The sequence below is a fragment of the Marivivens aquimaris genome, assembly GCF_015220045.1.
Taxonomy (GTDB): Bacteria; Pseudomonadota; Alphaproteobacteria; order Rhodobacterales; family Rhodobacteraceae; genus Marivivens; species Marivivens aquimaris.
Genome location: NZ_JADBGB010000001.1, coordinates 798,851 through 820,242 on the forward strand (window position 1 = coordinate 798,851; position 21,392 = coordinate 820,242).

Consider the following 21,392-nt stretch of genomic DNA (forward strand, 5'->3'; position numbering starts at 1 on the left):
AGGGGACAGTCTGTATGTTCGCGAAATGCGCTCCAATCTTTTCCAGAGGATTATCGGTTTTGCGGCATTCGCTGTCTTCGTCGCCGTTCTGGCGAGCGGGGTTTACACGTTCGGCTTCCGCTCGGGCGTGGATCAATTGGCGCAGCGCGGGCGCTCCGATCTGGCGCTGGCGTCCGACCGTCTGACATCGGAATTACAAAGCTTTCGCGAACTGGCTTCGCTCATCGTCGACCACCCTGTGACCGAACGGGTCTTGGGTGGCGGCACAGCGGGGGAGGTGCTGTCCCGCATCGCTGACAAAACCGGCGCGCTGGAGATCGCGATCAGCCGCATTAACGGTCAGGAAATCGCAGTGGCGCGCGGCAACGCGGTGCGCGACGACAGCCGTCCCGGTTTCCAGCGGGCGATGGACGGCGCACTCGGGGTCGACCACCTCTATAGCGATCGCTTCGGGCGGCGGGTGTTCATATTTACCGCGCCAGTTTTCTCCCGCAGCGGGCCGGTGATCGGCGCGGTCGCCGTGACCGTCGACATCGAGATGATCGAGGCATCGTGGCGCGGCGACAGACCGGCGGTGTTCTTTACCGACGATGAAAGCGTGGTCTTCGTCTCCAACCGGTCCGAGCTGGTGTTCCGGTCGCAGTCCGGTGACATCCTCTCCGCCGTCAGCACCGACGACTACCGCGCGGGCGACATCGGGCCGTTCTTCAACTACGCCACCCGCCAGATCGCGGGGCACGAGGTCTGGGACATTGACGGCGGGCGATATCTGCCAGCCGAGGCGCTGCACATCACCTTGCCGCTGCCGACTGTCGGCTTGGTCGGGGAGGCGCTGGTCGATATCTCGCCCGCCCGCCAGATCGCGGGCTTGCAAGCCGCCGCCGCAGCCGCGCTGGTGCTGGCGTTCGGCGCGATGCTCTACCTTGCCACCCTGCGCCGCCTGACGCTGGCCGAAGCGAACCGGAAACTCGAAGGCCGCGTGCTGGAGCGGACTGCCGAGCTTGAGGCCGTTGCGACCGACCTGCGTCATGAGGTCGAAGAACGTAAAGCCGCTGAGGCGAGGTTGAAGAAAGCGCAGGATGACCTTGTTCAGGCAGGGAAATTGTCCGCTTTGGGTCAGATGTCGGCGGGCATCAGTCACGAGTTGAACCAGCCGCTGATGGCGATCCGGTCCTTTGCCGAAAACGCCGAAATGTTCCTTGAACGCGGCAAGCCCGAGAAGGCCGCGCAGAACCTCGACCGTATCTCCGAACTCGCCCGCCGCATGGGACGGATCATCAAGAACCTGCGCGCCTTCGCCCGTCAGGAGAACGAACCGCTGGCGGATGTGGACCTCGGATCGGCCATTGAGGCGACCTTGGAGATGGCCGCTGCGAAGGCGCATCACGAGCGGGCGCAGATCACTTGGAGAGGGCTCGATGCGCCGATCAAGGTGCGCGCTGGCGAGGTAAGGCTCCAACAGGTGCTGCTGAACCTCATCTCCAACGCCATCGACGCGCAGGAGGGGCAGGAGGCCAAGCAGGTCGAAATCCACGTCGTCCACGCCAGCCGCGTTGTGGTCAGCATCCGCGACCATGGACCGGGTATCGACGAGCCGGAGAAGATCTTCGATCCGTTCTATTCCACTAAAAAGGTCGGCGCCGCCGAAGGTATGGGCCTTGGCCTTTCGATTTCCTACGGTCTGGTGCAAAGCTTCGGGGGCGCGATCCGCGGGCGAAACCATCCCGACGGGGGCGCGGTATTTACTATCGAACTGGATGCTGCAAAGGAGCAGGGCGAGCCATGATGACAAAGCGGGTTCTTCTGGTCGACGACGACCGCGAGGTGCGTGAGGCGCTGGGACAGACGCTGGAACTGGCGGACCTCGACCCGATCCTTGCAGGCTCGTTCGTGGAGGCGAAGGATCACATCGCCAAGGCTTTTGACGGCGTTGTCGTCAGCGATATCCGGATGCCGGGGAAGGACGGTTTCCACCTGCTCGAATACGCGCAATTGCAGGACAAGGAACTGCCCGTCATCCTGCTGACCGGTGAGGGCGACATCCCGATGGCTGTGCGCGGGATTAGTGGCGGGGCGTTCAGTTTTCTGGAAAAACCCTGCGCCCCCAAGGACTTCCTGTCCACTGTTGAGAGAGCGCTGAAGACCCGCAACCTCGTTCTGGAGAACCGCCGCCTCCGCCGCGAGGTGGAATCCGGTGACGCCGCCGCGCGGCTCTTGCGTGGTCAGTCCGAGCATTCGCGTAAGATGCGGGAGGCCGCACGTGCCGTTGCGCGCACCTCGGCGGATGTGCTCGTGACAGGCGAACCGGGCGTCGGGACCGCAAAGATGGCGGAGGTCGTGCATCTTCTGTCGGCGGGGTCGAACGCGCCGTTCCTGAAATACTCCGCCGCGTCGATGACAGGCGAGGCATTGGCGGTGGCGTTCCGTGACGGCTCTGACGGGTCGGTTTTCCTTGACGAAATTGCGCGTCTTTCGCCAGCTGCACAGTTCTCGCTGCTCGAATTGATGGAAGGTCACGACCGCCCTCGTGTGATTGCAGGCACCTACCTCGATCTGGAGAAGGAAGCGGGTGAGGGGCGGTTTTCGCCCGACCTCTACTATCGCCTGCAAGCCGCAACGATCCGCATCCCGCCGCTGCGTGAACGGCCCGAGGATATCCCCGTCCTCTTCCGCCACTACGTGAACATCGCTTGCGAACAGTCCGACCTTCCGGTGCCGCAAGTGACGCCGGAAGTTATCGCCAAGCTGATGGCGCAAGAATGGCCGGGCAATGCGCGGTCGTTGATGAACGCCGCGATGCGGTTCGCGATGGGCCTGTCGGACGGCGAGGATGCGCGAGCCGAAGAGCTCGGCCTTAATGAACAGCTAGCGCAGGTCGAGCGCTCGCTTCTCTCGGCGGCGTTGATGCGTCATCATGGTAATGCAACCGAGGCGGCAAAGGGCCTGAAGCTGCCGCGCAAAACGTTCTACGACAAGCTGGTCAAACACGGGATTCGAGCGGAAGAGTACCGTCTGTGAAGGTGTGCGGATTTTCGCACAGTTGTCGCTAACACCTGTGTGGATTTCCGCCATGCCGCACCTGCGAAGGTACTCTTTAAGCAGGCCAATCCCTGTATAACTACCCAAAAATAAACAGAAAAACGGCTCTCTATGCATTATTTGCATAGCCGTGTTGCGCTACCCGATCCCTTACCAGTTTAACAGATGCAGACGCTCCCAGAGGAAGGGAGCGCGGATCTACACTCTTGGGAGGGAAACCAATGAAGTTTCTGAAGTTCGCAGTTTCCGCTGCTGCTCTGTCCGTTGCCGCAACCGGCGCTTACGCAGCATGTGATGATGGCGAGATCGTCGTTAAGTTCAGCCACGTCACCAACACCGACAAGCACCCGAAGGGTATCGCTGCCAACCTCCTGATGGAGCGCGTCAACGAAGAGATGGACGGCACCATGTGCATGGAAGTCTATCCGAACTCGACCCTCTACAATGATGACCAGGTTCTCGAAGCCATGCTTCAGGGCGACGTTCAACTCGCTGCTCCGTCGCTGTCGAAGTTCGAAACCTTCACCAAGCAATTCCGCATCTTCGACCTTCCGTTCATGTTCGTGAACATGGATGCCGTTGATGCATTCCAGTCGTCGGAAACCGGTCAGGCTATGATGGACTCGATGCAGCGCCGCGGCCTGCAGGGTCTGGGCTTCTGGCACAACGGTCTGAAGCAGTTCTCGGCCAACGTGCCGCTGATCGCTCCGGAAGACGCAGCAGGCCTGAAGTTCCGCGTACAGACCTCGGACGTTCTGGTTGCCCAGATGGAAGCTCTGAACGCTTCGCCGCAGCCGATGGCCTTCTCGGAAGTTTACGGCGCGCTGCAGACCGGCGTTGTTGACGGTCAGGAAAACACCTGGTCGAACATCTACGGCCAGAAGTTCTTCGAAGTTCAGGACGGCATCACCGAAACCAACCACGGTGTGCTCGACTACCTCGTTGTTGCGTCGACCGACTGGCTCGACAGCCTCGACGCCGATGTGCGTGACCAGTTCATGACCATTTTCCACGAAGTCACCACCGAGCGTAACGCCGCCATCGGCGAAGTTGACGCGGAGAACCGTCAGGCTGTCCTCGACGCAGGCGCGACCATTCGCGAACTGTCGCCGGAGCAGCGTGAAGCTTGGGTTACGGCAATGAAGCCGGTCTGGGAGCAGTTCGAAGGTGACGTAGGCGCCGAGAACATCGCAGCCGCTCAGGAAATCAACGCTTCGGTCCAGTAAGACCAACGCGGGGCCGGATCGGACCGGCCCACTGAAAACAGCGGCGGGCGCCAACAGTGCCCGCCGTTTTTACATCCGGGGATGTAGGGGACAAACCATGGCGTACAAATACGAGCCGAAAGGGCCGGTTGCGCGTGTGATCCACGAATTCGAAGAGACGATGATCGCTCTTCTCATGGGCCTCATGACACTGGTCACATTTATCAACGTTATCCTGCGTTACGCATTCAACTCCCAACTTATCTGGGGTCTGGAGCTGACGCTTATCCTGTTTGCATGGCTGGTTCTGTTCGGCATCAGCTACGGCTTCAAGACGACCGCGCACCTTGGTGTGGATGTCCTCATCAACGCCGTGCCGCGCAAGGCCCGTATCGCTATTGGGATCACCGCCGGTCTGCTGTCGATCCTCTACGCGGTTCTGCTGCTCAAGGGCGCATGGGACTACTGGGCGCCGTTCGCAGGCTTTGATGCTACCACGGGCCGCTGGTTCCCGACCGGATTTGCCAACAGCCGCGATCAGGGCTGGTATGAAACCGAGCAGATTCCGATCCCGTTTGCCAAGGAATGGCTCGAAGCGAACTTCAACATGGGCGAAGCCTACGAGAAGATGCCGCGCCTTGTTCCCTATTTCATCCTGCCGTTCGGCATGTTGCTGATGCTCGTCCGCCTCATTCAGGCCACCGCCCGCCTGTTCACGGGCGAAGCCGAAAGCATCATCGTTTCCCACGAAGCCGAGGACGCCGTCGAAGAAGCTGGCGCCGCGCTGAAGAAGGAAGTCTGAGACAATGGAAGTCGTCATTCTCTTTGCGGTCGTTATCGGCCTGCTGATGCTCGGCGTGCCGATCGCGATCTCGCTCGGCCTCGCGTCGACCCTGTTCCTTCTGGTGCTGTCGGATAGCTCGCTCGCGTCCATCGCGCAGTCGCTCTATCAGGCGATGGCGGGCCACTACACGCTGCTCGCGATCCCGTTCTTCATTCTGGCCTCGTCGTTCATGTCGACGGGCGGCGTGGCGAAGCGGATCATCAATTTCGCGATTGCCACCGTTGGCCATATGCGCGGCGGTCTGGCGATTGCGGGCGTTCTGGCCTGTATGCTCTTCGCTGCGCTGTCAGGTTCGTCCCCTGCGACCGTTGTCGCTGTGGGTTCGATCGTGATCGCAGGTATGCAGCGCGTGGGCTATTCCAAGGAATTCGCGGCAGGCGTCATTTGTAACGCAGGTACGCTCGGCATCCTGATCCCGCCGTCGATCGTGATGGTGGTCTACGCCTCTGCCACGGACGTCTCGGTCGGCCGTATGTTCCTCGCCGGCGTCATTCCGGGCCTTCTGGCCGGTATCATGTTGATGGCCGCGATCTACGTTATCGCTCGCGTCAAGAACCTGCCCAAGGGCGAATGGCTCGGCTGGACCGAGGTCTTCGGCTCCATGCTGGACGCGTCTTGGGGTCTTTTCCTGATGGTGGTCATCCTTGGCGGTATCTACGGCGGTGTCTTCACCCCGACCGAAGCCGCTGCACTTGCGTCGGTCTACGCGTTCCTCGTTGCGGTCTTCATCTATCGCGACATGGGCCCGCTCAAAGGCACCGCTTGGGTGCCAGAAGGTGATCGCGGCGAAGCACTCCTCGGCTTCCGCGTCTGGGGCTTTGCCGTCGTCACCACGCTGATCTACGTCACCGCCGCCTTCATGATCGGTGCTCCGATCTCCAGCGGTCTGATGGCAGGCGCCGTGTTCTTCATCATCGCCACGGTCCTTGGCGGCATGATGCACCGCGCCGTTGCCGAAGGCTGGGCGATGTCTCTCGCAATTGGTGCGATTGTCCTCGCTGGCGTGCTGCCGCTTGTGTTCACCCTGATCTCAATCTGGGGCAACGCGGACCTCAACACTACGATGCAGGTGATCCAGACTATCCTCGCAGTGATCGTCATGCTGCTGCCCGCGTCGGTCTTCATCTTCGCGCTGATGCGCGCTGCCGAGGGCCTCGTGCAGTCGGGCGGCACCTACGAGAACTCCCTGCGCAAGGGTGTGGGCTACGTGGTAAAGGCGAACCTCGACAACCTCGCGATGTTCCTGCCTGCGCTGGTCCACAAGGACACCAAGCACACGCTGCTCGAAGCAGGTAAGCTGACCGTCACCCTGATGTTCATTATCGCCAACGCGCTGATCCTCAAACACGTCCTCACCGACGAGCAGATCCCCCAGCGCATCACCGAAAGCCTGTTGGCTGCCGGACTTGGCCCGATCACCTTCCTGATCGTGGTGAATGTGATCCTGCTCATCGGGGGTCAGTTCATGGAGCCCTCGGGCCTCATCGTGATCGTTGCGCCGCTGGTATTCCCGATCGCGATGGAGCTGGGTATCGACCCGATCCACCTCGGCATCATCATGGTCGTGAACATGGAAATCGGCATGATCACCCCGCCGGTCGGCCTCAACCTCTTCGTCACCTCGGGCGTTGCAGGGATGCCGATGATGCGCGTGGTCAAAGCGGCCCTGCCGTTCCTCGCCGTGCTTTTCGTCTTCCTGATCCTGATCACATACGTGCCATGGATTTCGACGGCACTGCCCATCAGCGTGATGGGACCGGAGATCATCACCAACTAAAAACGAAAGCGGCGCCTCAATCGGGCGCCGCTTCTTCATTCTGACCCCAAATACCTCGGGGGTAGGCCGTCAGGCCGTAGGGGGCAGAGCCCCCTTTACGCGTTTTCCAGCGCAGTGATGATCGGACCGAAATCCGCAGCCTTGAGGCTTGCGCCGCCGACCAGCGCGCCATCGACGTCCGCCACAGCGAAAATCTCGTCCGCGTTCGAGGCTTTGACCGAACCGCCGTACAGAATGCGAAACGCGTTGCCTTCGTTGCCGAAGCGCTCGGTCAGGCGCGAGCGGACGAAAGCGTGGACTTCCGCGATCTGCTCGGTGGTTGGAACCTTGCCCGTGCCGATAGCCCAGACGGGTTCATAGGCGATCACAGAGTTTGCTCCTGTCGCGTTATCCGGCACCGAACCATCAAGCTGACCGCCGATGACGTCCAGAGTGCTACCGCTTTCGCGTTCGTCCAGCGTCTCGCCGATGCAAATGACGGCCACCGCGCCGGCCCCAATCGCCGCCTCGGATTTGGCACGTACATCCGCGTCGCTCTCGCCGTGGTCGGCGCGGCGCTCGGAGTGTCCGGTGATGATATAGCTTGCGCCGGCGTCCACCAGCATCGGTGCGCCCAGATCGCCCGTGTGAGCGCCTTTTTCATTGACGTGGCAATCTTGTGCGCCCACGGCAAGCGCGTGGCCCTCGGCCTTGTCCGCCAGAGCGGAGACCAGCGTCGCGGGCGGGCAGATCAAAACATCTACCGACGGAGAGGCGTGCTCGGCCATCAGCGTTTCGATCTCGCCGAGGGACGCTTTGGTCCCGTTCATTTTCCAATTACCGGCAGCAAGTTTGCGGCGCATGTGTGATTTCTCCTCCAAATTTCGGAGAAGTACTAACAAGCGCCGCTTGATACGAAAAGATCAGTAGTGAGACGAAAAACGTTTTATTGTTTCGCGCTTAGGTTCTCATCGAACTTGATAGATTCGCCGCATCCGCAGGCGTCAACAACGTTCGGATTGCGGAACTTGAAGCCGGACTCGAGCAGCGAGGTCTCGTAATCGACTTCGGTCCCGAACAGGAACATCTGCGCCATCGGCGCGATGATGATCCGCGCACCGTTCTGTTCGACGACCTCGTCATGGGTGTCGAATTCGTCCACGTAGTCCATGGTGTATTCCATGCCTGCGCAGCCGCCTTTTTTCACGCCGATGCGCAGACCTTTGTGGTCACCCTTTTCCATGAGGCGGGCGATTTGCGCAGCGGCGCGGTCTGTCATGGTCACGGCTTGCTTGCCGGGAATGCCGAACATCGGTTGTCTCCTTCGCAGCGGATGGCTGCTTACATAAAGCCCAGTTCAAGGCGGGCTTCGTCGCTCATCATGTCCATGCCCCACTGGGGCTCCCATGTCAGTTCGACGTCGATCGAGCGGACGCCCTGAACCATGCTGATCGCATCGTGCACCCAGCCCGGCATTTCGCCAGCGACAGGGCAACCCGGAGCGGTCAGGGTCATGATGACTTTGACATCGCCATCGTCATTGATCTGGATGGTATAGACGAGACCGAGATCGTAAATGTTCACCGGAATTTCGGGGTCGAAAACGGTGCGGCAGGCTTCGACGACAGCATCATAGAGCGCGTGGTCCGTGCTGGACGGCGCGATGAGTGGAGTGCCTTCGAGGTTCGCTTGCGTTTCAGTCATTGGTCCGCCTATCTATTCCTGACTGAACATATAGGAAAACTGCTGGGCAGCGTAAAGGGGAGGCGGCATGGCTTCGTCGTGCGGTTTTGTGCCCCCAAGGATGCGCTTTTCAACACGGCCCGTTCGTCATATGAGCAGATTTCCAGCAGGAGATTGACCCATGACCCGCTTCTCGTTCGACCTCAAAGCGACTGACGGCAAGGCCCGCACCGGCGTTATTCACACCCAGCGGGGCGATATTCGCACGCCTGCGTTCATGCCCGTGGGCACGGCCGGTACGGTTAAGGCGATGATGCCCGAGAGCGTTGCGGCCACAGGTGCCGATATTCTTCTGGGCAATACCTATCACCTGATGCTCCGCCCGACGGCGGAGCGGGTCGCGAACATGGGCGGCCTTCACAAGTTTATGAACTGGGACAAACCGATCCTGACCGACTCGGGCGGTTTTCAGGTCATGTCGCTGGCCGATCTGCGCAAACTGACCGAGGACGGCGTGACCTTCCGCAGCCACGTTGACGGCTCCAAGCACTACCTGACGCCCGAGCGCTCGATGGAAATCCAGAAGCTGCTCGGCTCGGACATCGTGATGTGCTTCGACGAATGCCCCGCGCTGCCGGCCGATGAAAAGCGCGTGGCCGAGTCGATGCGTCTGTCGATGCGTTGGGCGCAGCGATCCCGCGATGCGTTCGGTGATCGTCCGGGACATGCGCTGTTCGGCATCCAGCAGGGCGGCGTGACCGAAGAACTGCGCGCCGAAAGCGCCGAGGCACTCCAGAACATCGGCTTCGATGGCTACGCAGTCGGCGGTCTTGCCGTGGGCGAGGGGCAGGAGGCCATGTTTGGCGTCCTTGAATACGCGCCAGACCAACTGCCCGTCGACAAGCCGCGTTATCTCATGGGGGTCGGCAAGCCCGACGATATCGTCGGCGCGGTCAAGCGCGGCATCGACATGATGGACTGCGTTCTGCCCAGCCGTTCGGGCCGCACCGGTCAGGCATGGACACGCCGCGGTCAGGTCAACATCAAGAACGCCCGCCATCAGGACGACCCGCGCCCGCTGGACGAAAACTGCTCGTGCCCCGCGTGCCGCAACTACAGCCGCGCTTACCTGCATCACGTCTTCCGCGCAGGAGAGATGATTTCGGGTATGCTGCTGACGTGGCACAACCTGCATTACTACCAAGAGATCATGCAGGGAATGCGCGACGCCATCGCGGAGCAGCGTTTCGACGCTTGGGAAGCCGATTTCCACGCGCAGCGTGCCGAAGGCGATATCGACCGCCTGTAACTCCTGAAACCCGCAGAGCAAAAGGATAGGCTGCGTAAGAGCGCACCTATTTTGCACCGTTTCCCGTAGAGGCCGAGGCAACACGCCTGCGGCCTCTGTGCTGTTATTGATTGCCGTGGGGAAAACGAGATGCTGAACACTCCAGATCAGGACATGGCTCCGGTCATCGACGCCGCATTGGCCAAGGATGCGGTGCGTCCGACCTCGGGTGCGGCGCCGTTCGAGTTTGAAGAGATTTTCTTTTCCCGCACCGACAAGCGCGGCGTCATTCAGGCGTTCAACGATATCTTTGTCAGGATTGCCGATCATCCGAGCGAAAAGCTGAAAGGCGCGCCGCACAAGATCATCCGCAATCCTGACATGCCCAAAGGCGTTTTCTGGCTGCTGTGGGAAGGCATCCAGTCAGGCAAGGCTATCGGCAGCTACGTGAAGAACCGCGCCGCTGACGGGCTGTATTACTGGGTCTACGCCTTGGTCACACCGCTTAAGGACGGCTATCTGTCGGTCCGCATCAAGCCGTCCAGTGAACATTTCGAGCTGATCCAGAAGGTCTACGCCGATCTTTTGGGGCGCGAGAAGGACGAGGGGCTGACGCCGGCCGAAAGCGCCGCCGCGCTCGTCGAGACGCTGCAAGGCATGGGCTACCCCAACTACTTCGGCTTTCAGGTCGATGCGCTGGTGGCCGAATACAACGCCCGCCACCGCCAGCTCGGTCGCAAGCCCGACCAGTCCATTGCCGACCTGATGCAGTTGGTACGCTCTGCCCGCGAAACCAAAAAAGACCTCGATCACCTTGCGATCATGTTTCGAGGGGCGAACTTGCTGACACTGAACATGCAGGTGATCGCGACCAAGCTGCGTTCCGGTCGCCGCACCATCAGCGAGATCGCGCGGAACTACGGCATGATGCTCGGCGAATTGCAGACGCACCTCGACCAGTTCGAAATCCTCGTGAGGGGAGAGGGCATGTTCGCCGCCGCTATGGAAGAGCTGGTTCTGTACGAACACTGCTCCACCAAGCTGATGGCGGAGGTGTGCGAGGCGTTCGACAAGACACAGACCGTGTTCGCTGAAGTCGACAATGACTTCGAGGCGGAAACGCTGCGCCGTGTCACCACAAACTTCACCCAGCGCACGGCCAATACGGTCGCCCGCATTTCCGACCACGTTCGCGACCTGCGCCGCAACCTCGATTTCCTGCGACGCCTGATCGTCGGCCTGTCTACCGTCCGCATCGCCTGCCGCGTCGAAAGCGGGGTGCTGAACACCAAGAACGGCGGTCTGGACACCATTGTCACAAGGCTGGACCAGCTTCAGGAGGAAATCGCAGGAATCCTCGACCGTATGGAGCAGGCCAGCGCGCTGACGCTTGAAGCCATGGACGACTTCCAGCAGATCGCCAAGCGCAAGGAACGCGATGATCTCAAAGTAAAAGCATGGGTCTGAACCTCTGCTTAAGACTTCGGTGTCAGAACAGAGGTAGAACAGGCGCGGAGCTTGCAGGTCTCCGATTTCCCGAAGTCGGTGTCATTTGTATACCGTTGCCGCTTGAATCCCGCTGCGATGCGGCCCATGTTTAGCATCTTAGTGGAGATGGCTCGGCTGCCTTGATGGGGCCAAGTTATCTTGCCAGCAAAAAAGGAAAAGTTGATGCAAGACCCTCTCAGCACCTCCTATCCGGTTCTGCCGCTGCGCGACATCGTTGTGTTTCCGCACATGATCGTTCCGTTGTTTGTCGGTCGCGAGAAATCCGTCCGTGCGCTGGAAGAGGTGATGCAGGACGACAAACAGATTCTGTTGTCGAGCCAGATCGATCCGGCTCAGGACGATCCGGCACCCAGTGACATTTATAATACCGGCGTATTGGCCAATGTGCTCCAGCTGCTGAAGCTGCCCGATGGTACCGTGAAGGTGCTCGTCGAAGGCCGTACCCGTGTGCGCATCACCGAATTCCGCGATAACGAGAACTTCTTCGAAGCCTCCGCTGAGCCGATGGACGAAACCATGGGCGCCGAGGAAGAGCTTGATGCGCTCGTACGTTCGGTCGGCGAAGAGTTCGAACGTTATTCCAAGGTCAAAAAGAACATCCCCGAAGAGGCGATGGCCACCGTCAGCGAAACCGTCGAGCCTGCCAAACTGGCCGACCTCGTTGCGGGTCACCTCGGTGTGGACGTCCAGCAGAAGCAGGAGCTTCTCGAAACGCTCTCCGTCAGCGAGCGACTGGAAAAGGTCTATGGCCTGATGCAGGGCGAGATGTCGGTTCTTCAGGTCGAGAAAAAGATCAAGAGCCGCGTCAAAAACCAGATGGAGCGCACCCAGCGCGAATACTATCTGAACGAACAGATGAAGGCGATCCAGCGCGAGCTGAACGACGGCGACGAAGGTCAGAACGAAGTCGCCGAATTCGAAGAGCGTATCGCCAACACCAAGCTGTCCAAAGAGGCCAAGGAAAAGGTCGACGCGGAACTCAAGAAGCTCAAGTCGATGTCCCCGATGTCGGCCGAAGCGACTGTTGTCCGCAACTACCTCGATTGGGTTCTGTCGATCCCGTGGGGCAACAAATCCCGCGTGAAAAAGGACCTCGGTAATGCCGAGCGTATCCTCGACGCCGATCACTACGGTCTGGACAAGGTCAAGGAGCGCATCGTCGAGTATCTCGCCGTTCAGTCGCGCAGCGCAAAGCTGAAAGGCCCGATCCTCTGCCTCGTTGGTCCTCCGGGCGTTGGTAAAACCTCGCTGGGCAAGTCGGTCGCGAAAGCCACGGGTCGCGAATTCATCCGCATCTCGCTTGGCGGCGTGCGTGACGAATCCGAGATCCGCGGTCACCGCCGGACCTACATCGGCTCAATGCCGGGCAAGATCATTCAGGCGCTGAAGAAGGCGAAAACCACGAACCCGCTCATCCTGCTCGACGAGATCGACAAGATGGGTCAGGACTTCCGTGGCGATCCGGCTTCGGCAATGCTCGAAGTGCTCGATCCGGAACAGAACTCGACCTTCGTCGACCACTATCTCGAAGTGGAATACGACCTGTCGAACGTCATGTTCCTGACGACCTCGAACAGCTACAACATGCCTGGTCCGCTTCTCGACCGCATGGAGATCATTCCGCTGTCGGGTTACACCGAGGACGAAAAGCGCGAGATTGCACGTCAGCACCTTCTGCCCAAGCAGCTCAAGAACCACGGCCTCAAGGCCAAGGAATTCGAGATGTCGGACGAGGCGCTTTCGGAAGTCATCCGTACCTACACCCGCGAAGCCGGCGTGCGTAACCTCGAGCGCGAGCTCGCCAAAGTATCGCGTAAGGCCGTGACCAAGTTGGTGAAGAAGGAAACCGATCATGTCTCGGTGACGGACGAAAACCTCGACGATTACCTCGGCGTGCCGCGTTACCGTTATGGTCTGGCCGAAAAGGAAGATCAGGTCGGTGTCGTCACCGGTCTGGCCTACACCTCGGTCGGCGGCGAGCTTCTGAGCATCGAAGCCCTGCGTCTGCCGGGCAAGGGCCGCATGAAGACCACAGGTAAACTTGGCGACGTGATGAAAGAGTCCATCGAGGCTGCATCGTCCTACGTCCGTTCGGTTTCGCCGCAGCTTGGTATCAAACCGCCGAAGTTCGACAAGTGGGACATCCACGTCCACGTGCCCGATGGTGCGACCCCGAAAGACGGCCCCTCGGCCGGTCTTGCAATGGTCACGGCAATCGTGTCGGTCCTGACGCAGATTCCGGTCCGAAAAGACATCGCGATGACGGGCGAGGTCACGCTGCGCGGTAATGCCTCGGCCATTGGCGGTCTGAAAGAAAAGCTGCTCGCGGCGCTTCGCGGCGGGATCAAGACGGTTCTTATTCCTGAAGAGAACGTCAAAGACCTGCCGGAGATTCCGGACAACGTGAAAGAAGGGCTGGAAATCATTCCGGTGTCTCACGTTTCGGAGGTGCTGAAGATCGCTCTGACGGCACAGCCCGAAGCGATCGATTGGGATGAGGAAGCCGAGGAGGCCGCAGCCGCGGCTCTCGCGGCAGAGAAATCCGGCTCATCCGCCATCGCACACTAAAAAGAAAGGCGCCTTCGGGCGCCTTTTTCTTTTTGACGGCAGGCACATAGCCTGCATATTTGGCTGGCGGAGCAGGGGTCCGCCAACACAACAGGGATAAAAATGTCCGAAGCTGACACTGAAACCGGTCCGGCCATCAACGAGCAAGACGGTCCGATCAAAAAGAACCGCATCGTCGATGACGCCGTGCAGAAATCCGGCCTCAAAAAGCGTGATGTGAAACTGTCGCTTGATGCGCTGCTCGAAGCGCTGGGCGCACACCTCGTCGAAGGACAGACGCTGAACCTGCCACCTTTGGGTAAGATCAAAGTTGCGAAGGTCGTCGACGGTCCGAATGGCGAAGTCGTGACACTCAAGCTCAGGAAATCGAAAGTAATTTCCGCTTTTGAGGGTGATGCGGACGCTGAGGGTATTGCGGACGGCGACGACTGAGGTTAGACGGGCGGCAACGGGTCGTTAGCTCAGTTGGTAGAGCGCTTCGTTTACACCGAAGATGTCGGGAGTTCGAGCCTCTCACGACCCACCATTCCCCAAAATCGATTGAAAACAGGGTGTTGGCAATTGCTGAACCTGCCTCCGATATACGTTCTTCGTCATGGTGAGACCGAATGGAACCGCGAAATGCGGATGCAGGGCGGTCTGGACTCGGCGCTGACCGAGGCGGGGCGAGCACAGGCCGTCAGCATGGCCGAATGGCTGAAGGGCAGGGTGGATGGATATGCCCTGTTCTCCAGTCCCCAAGGACGAGCTGTTGCGACGGCAGAGCCTATTTCGGAACTGACGGGGATCACGCTCCAGACCGACGACCGCCTGCGTGAAATCAACATGGGACTGTGGTCCGGCCTGAGCCGCGACGAGATCGACGCCCGTTGGCCCGCTACTGATCCGCTCGAGGACTTCGTTGATTTTTACGAACGCGCACCTGAGGGCGAAGGGTTTGCGGCGCTCTGGGACCGCACAGGGGAATTTCTGCGCGAACTCGCCAGTCCCGCAATCATTGTAACCCACGGATTTACTTCGCGTTTCCTGCGAATTCAGGCAGTCGGCTTGGGAATGGATCAGCTGCGCGAACTTGATGGCGGGCAAGGGTGCATCTTTGAAATCCGCGACGGAAAACATACCAAGATTTTTCCGTAACTTTTTTGCAAAATCGCTCTTGCTCCCCCCGAAAAGTGACGGTAATAACCGCGCCAACGGGTCGTTAGCTCAGTTGGTAGAGCGCTTCGTTTACACCGAAGATGTCGGGAGTTCGAGCCTCTCACGACCCACCATTCTCCTAAAATATCAGCACGTTACCTCAGTCAGACTGATGTCTGTTTTGTATCGGTGTGCCCAAAGAAAAAGCCGCGACATCTCTGTCGCGGCTTTTCTGTTTTAGATCTCGGCCTTGCCGTCGAGGTAGACGAAACCGAAGGGTGGCAGATCCACTACGCAGTCGTCGCTCTTGCCTGACTTGCCGGGGACGGGACCTTCGACCGCGCCCACCATCGGACCGACTGGGCGAAGTTCTTTTTTCAGAACAACGCGCTGCGGCTCGTTCGACAGGTTGAAGATGCCGGTGATTGCCGAGTCCTCTTCCGCACGGATCACGCCGAGCAGCGGCTCGGGCAGGTCGAGGAATTCGGTCTTGCCATAGCGCAGTTCGTGGCGCGATTTGCGGAACGCGAGTGTGCGGCGGTAGGCGTTGAGGATGCTGTTTGTGTCATCCTCTTGCGTGTCCACGGCGCGCGCCAGTTGCGGTGCTTTGACCGGTAGCCACGGCTTGTCCGACGTCGAGAACCCGCCCTGCGGCGCATCCTTTTCCCAGACCATCGGGGTACGGCAACCATCGCGGCCTTTGTACTCGGGCCAGAACTGGGCGTTCGCTGTGTCCTGAAGTTCTTCCCACAGGATGTCAGTCTGCGTCTGGCCGATTTCCTCGCCCTGATAGATGTTCAGGGTGCCGGGGAAGCTGCACAGCATCGCGATCGACTGGCGGGCAACGGCGGCTGGATCGGCACCCTTCGGCGTCCAGCGGCTGACGTGGCGGGCGACATCGTGGTTCGAAAACGACCAGCAGGGCCAACCATCAGGAGCGGTCTCTTGGAAGACCTCGATGGTGTGGCGGAAGTGCTCTGCGGTGTGCTCGGGGCTCAACATCGCGAAGGAATACGCCATGTGCAGCTTGTCGCCGCCCGAGGTGTATTCGCCCATGATGCGAACCTGTTTGTCTCCCATTTCGCCGCATTCGCCGACCATCATGCGGTCGGGATATTGGTCGGTCAGGTCCCGCAGGCGCTTGAGCACTTCGAGGTTTTCGGGGCGGGATTTGGAGAATTCTTGATCCTGCGCCTCGTAAGGATTGTTCGGGAACACCTCCCAATCCGAGGGCGGGTTGTCGGTCAGATTGGCGTCGTGGACGTAGAAGTTGACCGTATCCAGGCGGAAACCGTCGACGCCGCGCTCCAGCCAGAACTTCATCGCGTCGAGCAGGGCATCGACAACCGCCGGATTGTGGAAGTTGAGGTCCGGCTGCTCGGTCAGGAAGTTGTGCAGGTAGTACTGGTGACGACGCGTGTCGAACTGCCAGCCCGAGCCGCCAAAGATGGACAGCCAGTTGTTCGGCGGCGTGCCGTCCTTTTTCGGGTCGGCCCAGACATACCAATCGGCCTTGTCGTTGGTGCGATTCTGACGGCTTTCCTGAAACCACGGGTGCTGGTCCGAGGTGTGCGACAGCACTTGGTCGATGATGACCTTGAGGCCCAGATCGTGCGCCTTTTCGACCAGCGCATCGAAGTCGTTGATGTCACCGAAAAGCGGGCTCACGCCTTTGTAGTCCGACACGTCGTAGCCCATGTCGAGGTCGGGCGAGGTGAAAAACGGCGACAGCCAGATCGCGTCGACGCCAAGGCTGGCGACGTGATCGAGGCGTCGGATGATGCCCTTCAGGTCACCGATACCGTCGCCGGAATCGTCCTGAAAGGATCGCGGATAAATTTGATAGATTACAGCATCGCGCCACCATTCGCGCATGATGCCCCCCTGAGTTTTCGTTTACAATCACGCCACCATAGCGGTGCGGTCCCATATGGCAAACGCCGTCAATGCGAATGCTGTCATGCGCTAACGGCAATCCGGCGAATCCGGCGGGGCGCTGCGGATTCGTCGACAGCTGTCCGAAGCCCCTTATTGCTTTGAATGCGTAGTCAAAATGGACGGTTTCTCAGATCGCGAGAACAAAATTTCCGCAGATGTCACATCGGATCCTGGCCGCAAATTAATTTTGTAAGCACGCCTTTTCTGCCTGAAAAACCAGCGAACATACGAGAATATCGTGGTTTTTTCCGCGACTCATCTGACGGGCAATCAAATGAAGATTCGTCGCAGCCTTTAATTTTCTGTCACACAAATCGGGTTTTGACGGCTCCAGACGGCGCGATGGGACGCGCTGGCGACCAACGGAGTTATCCATGAAAACCACCCTTTCCATTTCGGCACTCGCCGTATTCGCTTCGGGCGCTGTATTTGCCCAAGACATTGCTCAGGCCGACAACGATTGGTTTGTCGCCGGTCAGACCACCATTCAGGAAATCATCGACCGTCAGGCAAACACCAACCAGGCCAAGAACGTGATCCTGCTGGTTGCTGACGGCAACGGCGTCGGCACCAACTACGCCATCCGCCTGTTCGCAGGTCAGCAGGAAGGTCAGCTCGGTGAAGAGCACGTCCTGCCGTATGAAACCAGCGAGTACCACTCGGCTCTGGTCAAGACCTACAACATCAACGCCCAGACTCCGGACTCGGCTCCGACCGCTGGCGCGATGAACACCGGTGTGAAGCAGCGCTTCAACCTCATCAACCTCGGCGGCGACGCGATCCACGACGATTGCTCGACCGTTGCAGGCAACGAACTGACCACCTTCGCTGAAATCGTCACTGACATGGACAAGTCGGTCGGCGTGATCTCGACCGCTCGTCTGACCCACGCGACCCCGGCTGGCGTCTACGCCAAGACCGCGAACCGCAACTGGGAAGACAGCGTTCCGGAGGGTTGCACCGCTCAGGTCGACATCGCTTCGCAGCTCGTCAACGCCATGGAAGCCGGCATCGTCGACTTCGCCATGGGCGGCGGCGGCCGTTACTTCATGCCGGAAGGTGCTTCGAACGGCACCATTTCGGGTCGCCGCGCCGATGGCGTTGACCTCGTTGCCAAGGCAACCGACATGGGCGTTCAGTTCGCTTCGGACACCGCTTCGTTCGACGCGCTGACCATGGACGCTCCGGTTCTGGCGCTGTTCAATGACAGCCACATGGAATACGAAGCCGACCGCGCTGATGACGACGAGCCGTCGCTCGCCGACATGACTGCCAAGGCGATCGAGTTCCTGTCGCAGAACGAGAACGGCTACTACCTCGAAATCGAGGCTGGCCGCGTCGACCACGCCAACCACGACGGTAACGCTTACCGCACCCTCGCTGACGGTGTTGCGTTCGCTGAAGCCGTTGCCAAGGCTGACGAGCTGACCAACGACGAAGACACCCTGATCATCGTCACCGCCGACCACGAGCACGCCATCGCCTTCAACGGCTACTGCGGTCGCGGTTCGGACATCACCGGCCTTTGCTACGGTGTGTCGAAAGAGGGCGAAATGCACTCGGACGAGCCGAACCTCGCTGCCGACGGCAAGCCCTACACCGTCATCGGCTACCTGAACGGCGCTGGCTCGGTTCTGACCGAACAGGAAGACGGCACCTACGCTGGCTCGCGCCCCGACCTGACCCAGGAAGACGCGACCGACATGGACTACATGCAGCAGTCGCTGATCCCGATGTCGTCGGAAACCCACTCGGGTGAGGACGTTGCAGTCTACGCTAAAGGCCCGTGGGCTCACCTGTTCGACGGCACCATCGAACAGAACGTCATCTTCCACGTAATGAACCACGCTGTGAACGCCGAGTAATCCGCGCGTTGCACCATCATCGAGGGCTCCGTTCCGGCGGGGCCCTTCACCCGTTTTAAGGACCTAGCGAGGACCACTCATGCAAACTCGCCGCAAATTCATTCTCTCCGCCGTCGCTGCGCCACTTTTCGCCCGAGCTGCCGTTGCTGACGATGCGATCAAGCTTCGCGATCTGTACGAACGCCGTGGCACCGGCCTGTCGGAGCTGGCCACCGATCTGGTCGGCCAGCGTATCGACGTCGCGGGCTTCATGGCCCCGCCGCTGAAGGCCGAGAGCAATTTCTTCGTGCTCACCAAAATGCCGATGTCCGTCTGCCCGTTCTGCGAAACCGATGCTGAATGGCCGAACGACATCCTCGCCGTTTACACCCAGCGCATCGTCGACGTGACGCCGTTCAACGTCGGCATCACCGTATCGGGCGTGCTGGAGGTCGGCAGCTACCGCGACCCCGAGACCGGCTTTGTCAGCCTCGTCCGCCTCATGGACGCGCGGGTCGGCTGATGGGTTTGGACCTGACTATTCGTGACCTCAAGGTAACGTCACAGCGGGGGCGGGATATCCTGAGCGTTCCCCAGCTGGACGTTGCCGCCGGATCGCTCGTCGGCATCGCGGGCCCGTCCGGTGCGGGGAAATCCACGCTGCTCTACGCGCTGGCAGGGATGCTGGAGGCGGAAGGGCGCATTGTCTGGAATGACACCAACCTGCTGACCTTGCGCGAAGAACAACGCACTGCATTCAGAGCGTCGAATATCGGTATGATATTCCAAGATTTTCTTCTGTTCGAGGAGCTGAGTGCGGCGGCCAATGCCTCCCTGACCTCGCTCTATCGTCCGCGTGCTCAGCGTGCCGGTATCCGTGAGCGTGCTGCCGAACACCTTGCCTCGCTCGGCCTAAGAGAGCCTGAGCGGTCGGTTGCCAGCTACTCCGGCGGGGAGCGCCAGCGCGTTGCCATTGCGCGTGCCTTGTCGGCGAATGCACCGGTTCTTCTGGCTGACGAGCCAACCGCGAGCCTCGACCGCGCTGCGGCTGACAAGCTGATTGCAGACCTCGTTGCGCTGGCGCGAAGCTCGGGTACGACCCTGATTGCTGTCAGCCACGACCAGCGTCTGATCGACCGCATGGACCGCGTTCTGACTGTCAGTGACGGTAAGATCTCAGAGCAGCGAGGGCATGCGGCATGATTGACCTTTGGTACGATCTGCCTGTCGCTGCGCAGGATCTTTTGACGGTTGTTGGGCTGCTTCTGCCAGCGGTCATCGTCGGTATTGTCGTCCTGCGCGGACACACTCCTTGGCCGCTGGTAAAGGCGATCATCTGGCGCTTCCGCGTGCCATCGGTGATGTTCATCCTGCTGATCGCGGTGTCGGTCGGGCTAGGTGTCGGGCTGCTCGCGCAGGAGCGCGGCCTTCGCAAAGGAACCGCGCAGGCGGCGGACAAGTTTGACCTGATCGTCTCGGCTCCCGGAAGTGAGCTCACAGTGATGCTGGCCGCCGTGTTCCTCCAGCCGTTGGACATGGGGTTGGTCGACGGTGCGACATACAACGAGATAGCCAACACCGAGAATGTCGCCATCGCCGCGCCGCTCGCGTTCGGAGACAGCTTTGGCGGCGCGCCAGTGATCGGCTCGACAGCGGAGTTCGTGGAGTATCTGACCGATGGAACCGTTGAGGGCGCGATGTTTGGCGATCACGAAGAGGCAGTTGTCGGCGCGCTCGTCCCGCTAGAGATCGGCGCGGAGTTCACCCCAGCGCACGGCATGACCCACATCGACGATGGTGATGCCGAAGAGCACGGCGTCGCATTCCACGTCACCGGCCGCATGGCGCCGACAGGCACCCCGTGGGACCGCGCGATCATCGTGCCGGTCGAAGCGGTGTGGGAGGTTCACGGCCTCGCCAACGGTCACGCGCCGGAAGCGGGCGACGTGATCGGCGGTCCGTTCGATGCGGAATACTTCCCAGGCACGCCAGCGGTTGTCGTCCACGCGGAGGCGCTCTGGGCCAACTACGCGCTGCGCTCGACCTTCACGCGGGACCGCGAAACGCTGGCGTTCTTTCCGGGGGCGGTGCTGGCAGGCTTGTACAACGTGATGGGCGACGTGCGGCAGGCGATGTCGGTAATGGCGCTGGTCACGCAGGTGCTGGTCGCGGTCAGCGTGATGCTGGGTCTGTTCATCCTGTCCCGCCTGTTCCGCCGTCAGGTGGCGTTGCTCCGCGCGCTCGGCGCACCGTCGCGGTTCGTGTTTGCGATGATGTGGGCGTTCAGCGCGGTCCTCTTGGTATCCGGAGCGATCGCTGGCGTGCTGGTCGGGGTCGGGGCGGCGATGGTGCTGTCGCAGATCGTGACCGCGCAGACCAATATTTTGGTGACGGCACCGCTCGGCTGGCAGGAAATCAAATTCGTAGCGGGGTTCGTGTCGGTGACGCTATTGATCTCGCTGCTGCCAGCGGCGGTGGTGCTGCGGCAGCCGGTGGTGGAGGGGCTGAGGGCGTAGGAGGGGCGCTGACCCTCTGCCTGCGGCATTCACCCCGAGATATTTCTTGCACAAAGGCAAAAGAA

The 21,392-nt window shown here is 60.3% G+C and carries 19 protein-coding genes and 2 tRNA genes; 16 read left to right on the forward strand and 5 right to left on the reverse strand.

The genetic code is table 11. The annotated features are described in order from the left end of the window. The first annotated feature begins 25 nt into the window (after positions 1 to 25). The 5 genes from IF204_RS04115 (at position 26) to IF204_RS04135 (ending at position 6,865) form a co-directional block, all read left to right on the forward strand. A complete protein-coding gene (locus tag IF204_RS04115; protein ID WP_194094910.1) occupies positions 26 to 1,786 on the forward strand; it encodes a sensor histidine kinase in 1,761 nt (586 codons plus the stop codon). After that, positions 1,786 to 3,018, forward strand: coding sequence for a sigma-54-dependent transcriptional regulator (locus tag IF204_RS04120; protein ID WP_194094911.1), 1,233 nt, complete (start codon positions 1,786 to 1,788; stop codon positions 3,016 to 3,018). Before IF204_RS04115 ends, IF204_RS04120 begins: the two co-directional genes overlap by 1 nt. A 242-nt stretch (positions 3,019 to 3,260) precedes the next feature. Beyond that, positions 3,261 to 4,265: a DctP family TRAP transporter solute-binding subunit gene (locus IF204_RS04125; protein ID WP_194094912.1), complete on the forward strand. Its 1,005-nt coding sequence runs from the start codon at positions 3,261 to 3,263 to the stop codon at positions 4,263 to 4,265. A gap of 97 nt (positions 4,266 to 4,362) precedes the next feature. After that, entirely contained in the window at positions 4,363 to 5,046 is a 684-nt protein-coding gene (locus IF204_RS04130; RefSeq protein ID WP_194094914.1) for a TRAP transporter small permease, read from the forward strand. A 4-nt stretch (positions 5,047 to 5,050) separates the two neighbouring features. Beyond that, positions 5,051 to 6,865 (forward strand): TRAP transporter large permease, encoded by a 1,815-nt coding sequence (locus tag IF204_RS04135; RefSeq protein ID WP_194094915.1) that lies wholly within the window; start codon positions 5,051 to 5,053, stop codon positions 6,863 to 6,865. A 95-nt stretch (positions 6,866 to 6,960) separates the two neighbouring features. On the opposite strand, the gene tpiA is transcribed toward IF204_RS04135, so the two are convergent. From tpiA to IF204_RS04150, 3 genes are all read right to left on the reverse strand, one after another. Then, the gene (tpiA, locus tag IF204_RS04140) at positions 6,961 to 7,707 is read right to left on the reverse strand and encodes a triose-phosphate isomerase (protein WP_194094917.1); all 747 of its coding nucleotides are present in this window, start codon (positions 7,705 to 7,707) and stop codon (positions 6,961 to 6,963) included. A gap of 83 nt (positions 7,708 to 7,790) precedes the next feature. Continuing rightward, on the reverse strand, positions 7,791 to 8,156 hold the full coding sequence (locus IF204_RS04145; RefSeq protein WP_167638528.1) for a HesB/IscA family protein: 366 nt from the start codon (positions 8,154 to 8,156) through the stop codon (positions 7,791 to 7,793). A 29-nt stretch (positions 8,157 to 8,185) separates the two neighbouring features. Further along, the gene (locus tag IF204_RS04150) at positions 8,186 to 8,548 is read right to left on the reverse strand and encodes an SUF system Fe-S cluster assembly protein (protein ID WP_167638529.1); all 363 of its coding nucleotides are present in this window, start codon (positions 8,546 to 8,548) and stop codon (positions 8,186 to 8,188) included. Positions 8,549 to 8,708: 160 nt separating this feature from the next. Between IF204_RS04150 and tgt the strand changes: the two genes are divergently transcribed. The 7 genes from tgt (at position 8,709) to IF204_RS04185 (ending at position 15,163) form a co-directional block, all read left to right on the forward strand. Next, a complete protein-coding gene (tgt, locus tag IF204_RS04155) occupies positions 8,709 to 9,836 on the forward strand; it encodes a tRNA guanosine(34) transglycosylase Tgt (RefSeq protein WP_194094919.1) in 1,128 nt (375 codons plus the stop codon). 129 nt (positions 9,837 to 9,965) lie between these two features. Further along, complete coding sequence (locus IF204_RS04160) at positions 9,966 to 11,282, forward strand: PAS domain-containing protein (protein WP_194094921.1); 1,317 nt, start codon at positions 9,966 to 9,968, stop codon at positions 11,280 to 11,282. A gap of 204 nt (positions 11,283 to 11,486) precedes the next feature. Next, positions 11,487 to 13,892 (forward strand): endopeptidase La, encoded by a 2,406-nt coding sequence (gene lon, locus IF204_RS04165; protein WP_194094923.1) that lies wholly within the window; start codon positions 11,487 to 11,489, stop codon positions 13,890 to 13,892. A 102-nt stretch (positions 13,893 to 13,994) separates the two neighbouring features. Further along, complete coding sequence (locus IF204_RS04170) at positions 13,995 to 14,324, forward strand: HU family DNA-binding protein (RefSeq protein ID WP_194094925.1); 330 nt, start codon at positions 13,995 to 13,997, stop codon at positions 14,322 to 14,324. A gap of 18 nt (positions 14,325 to 14,342) precedes the next feature. After that, positions 14,343 to 14,418: transfer RNA gene (locus IF204_RS04175), tRNA-Val, on the forward strand. Between the two features lie 35 nt (positions 14,419 to 14,453). Further along, complete coding sequence (locus IF204_RS04180) at positions 14,454 to 15,029, forward strand: histidine phosphatase family protein (protein WP_194094926.1); 576 nt, start codon at positions 14,454 to 14,456, stop codon at positions 15,027 to 15,029. Positions 15,030 to 15,087: 58 nt separating this feature from the next. Further along, positions 15,088 to 15,163: transfer RNA gene (locus tag IF204_RS04185), tRNA-Val, on the forward strand. A 103-nt stretch (positions 15,164 to 15,266) separates the two neighbouring features. On the opposite strand, the gene IF204_RS04190 is transcribed toward IF204_RS04185, so the two are convergent. Continuing rightward, the gene (locus tag IF204_RS04190) at positions 15,267 to 16,904 is read right to left on the reverse strand and encodes an alpha-amylase family glycosyl hydrolase (RefSeq protein ID WP_194094928.1); all 1,638 of its coding nucleotides are present in this window, start codon (positions 16,902 to 16,904) and stop codon (positions 15,267 to 15,269) included. 244 nt (positions 16,905 to 17,148) lie between these two features. Beyond that, positions 17,149 to 17,343: a hypothetical protein gene (locus IF204_RS04195; protein WP_194094929.1), complete on the reverse strand. Its 195-nt coding sequence runs from the start codon at positions 17,341 to 17,343 to the stop codon at positions 17,149 to 17,151. Here IF204_RS04195 and IF204_RS04200 point away from each other — a divergent pair. The 4 genes from IF204_RS04200 to IF204_RS04215 all read left to right on the forward strand — a co-directional run bounded on the left by IF204_RS04200 (position 17,342) and on the right by IF204_RS04215 (position 21,327). Beyond that, positions 17,342 to 18,832 carry an alkaline phosphatase gene (locus IF204_RS04200; protein WP_194094930.1) on the forward strand — a complete coding sequence of 497 codons (1,491 nt, stop codon included), beginning with the start codon at positions 17,342 to 17,344 and terminating at the stop codon, positions 18,830 to 18,832. The two genes, IF204_RS04195 and IF204_RS04200, sit on opposite strands and share 2 nt — an antisense overlap. Before the next feature lie 79 nt (positions 18,833 to 18,911). Beyond that, on the forward strand, positions 18,912 to 19,334 hold the full coding sequence (locus IF204_RS04205; RefSeq protein WP_194094932.1) for a hypothetical protein: 423 nt from the start codon (positions 18,912 to 18,914) through the stop codon (positions 19,332 to 19,334). After that, positions 19,334 to 20,014, forward strand: a complete 681-nt coding sequence (locus IF204_RS04210; RefSeq protein WP_194094933.1) for an ABC transporter ATP-binding protein — start codon at positions 19,334 to 19,336, stop codon at positions 20,012 to 20,014. Before IF204_RS04205 ends, IF204_RS04210 begins: the two co-directional genes overlap by 1 nt. Then, positions 20,011 to 21,327 carry an ABC transporter permease gene (locus IF204_RS04215; protein ID WP_194094936.1) on the forward strand — a complete coding sequence of 439 codons (1,317 nt, stop codon included), beginning with the start codon at positions 20,011 to 20,013 and terminating at the stop codon, positions 21,325 to 21,327. The genes IF204_RS04210 and IF204_RS04215 overlap by 4 nt, the downstream gene beginning before the upstream one ends. The last annotated feature ends 65 nt before the right edge of the window (positions 21,328 to 21,392 follow it).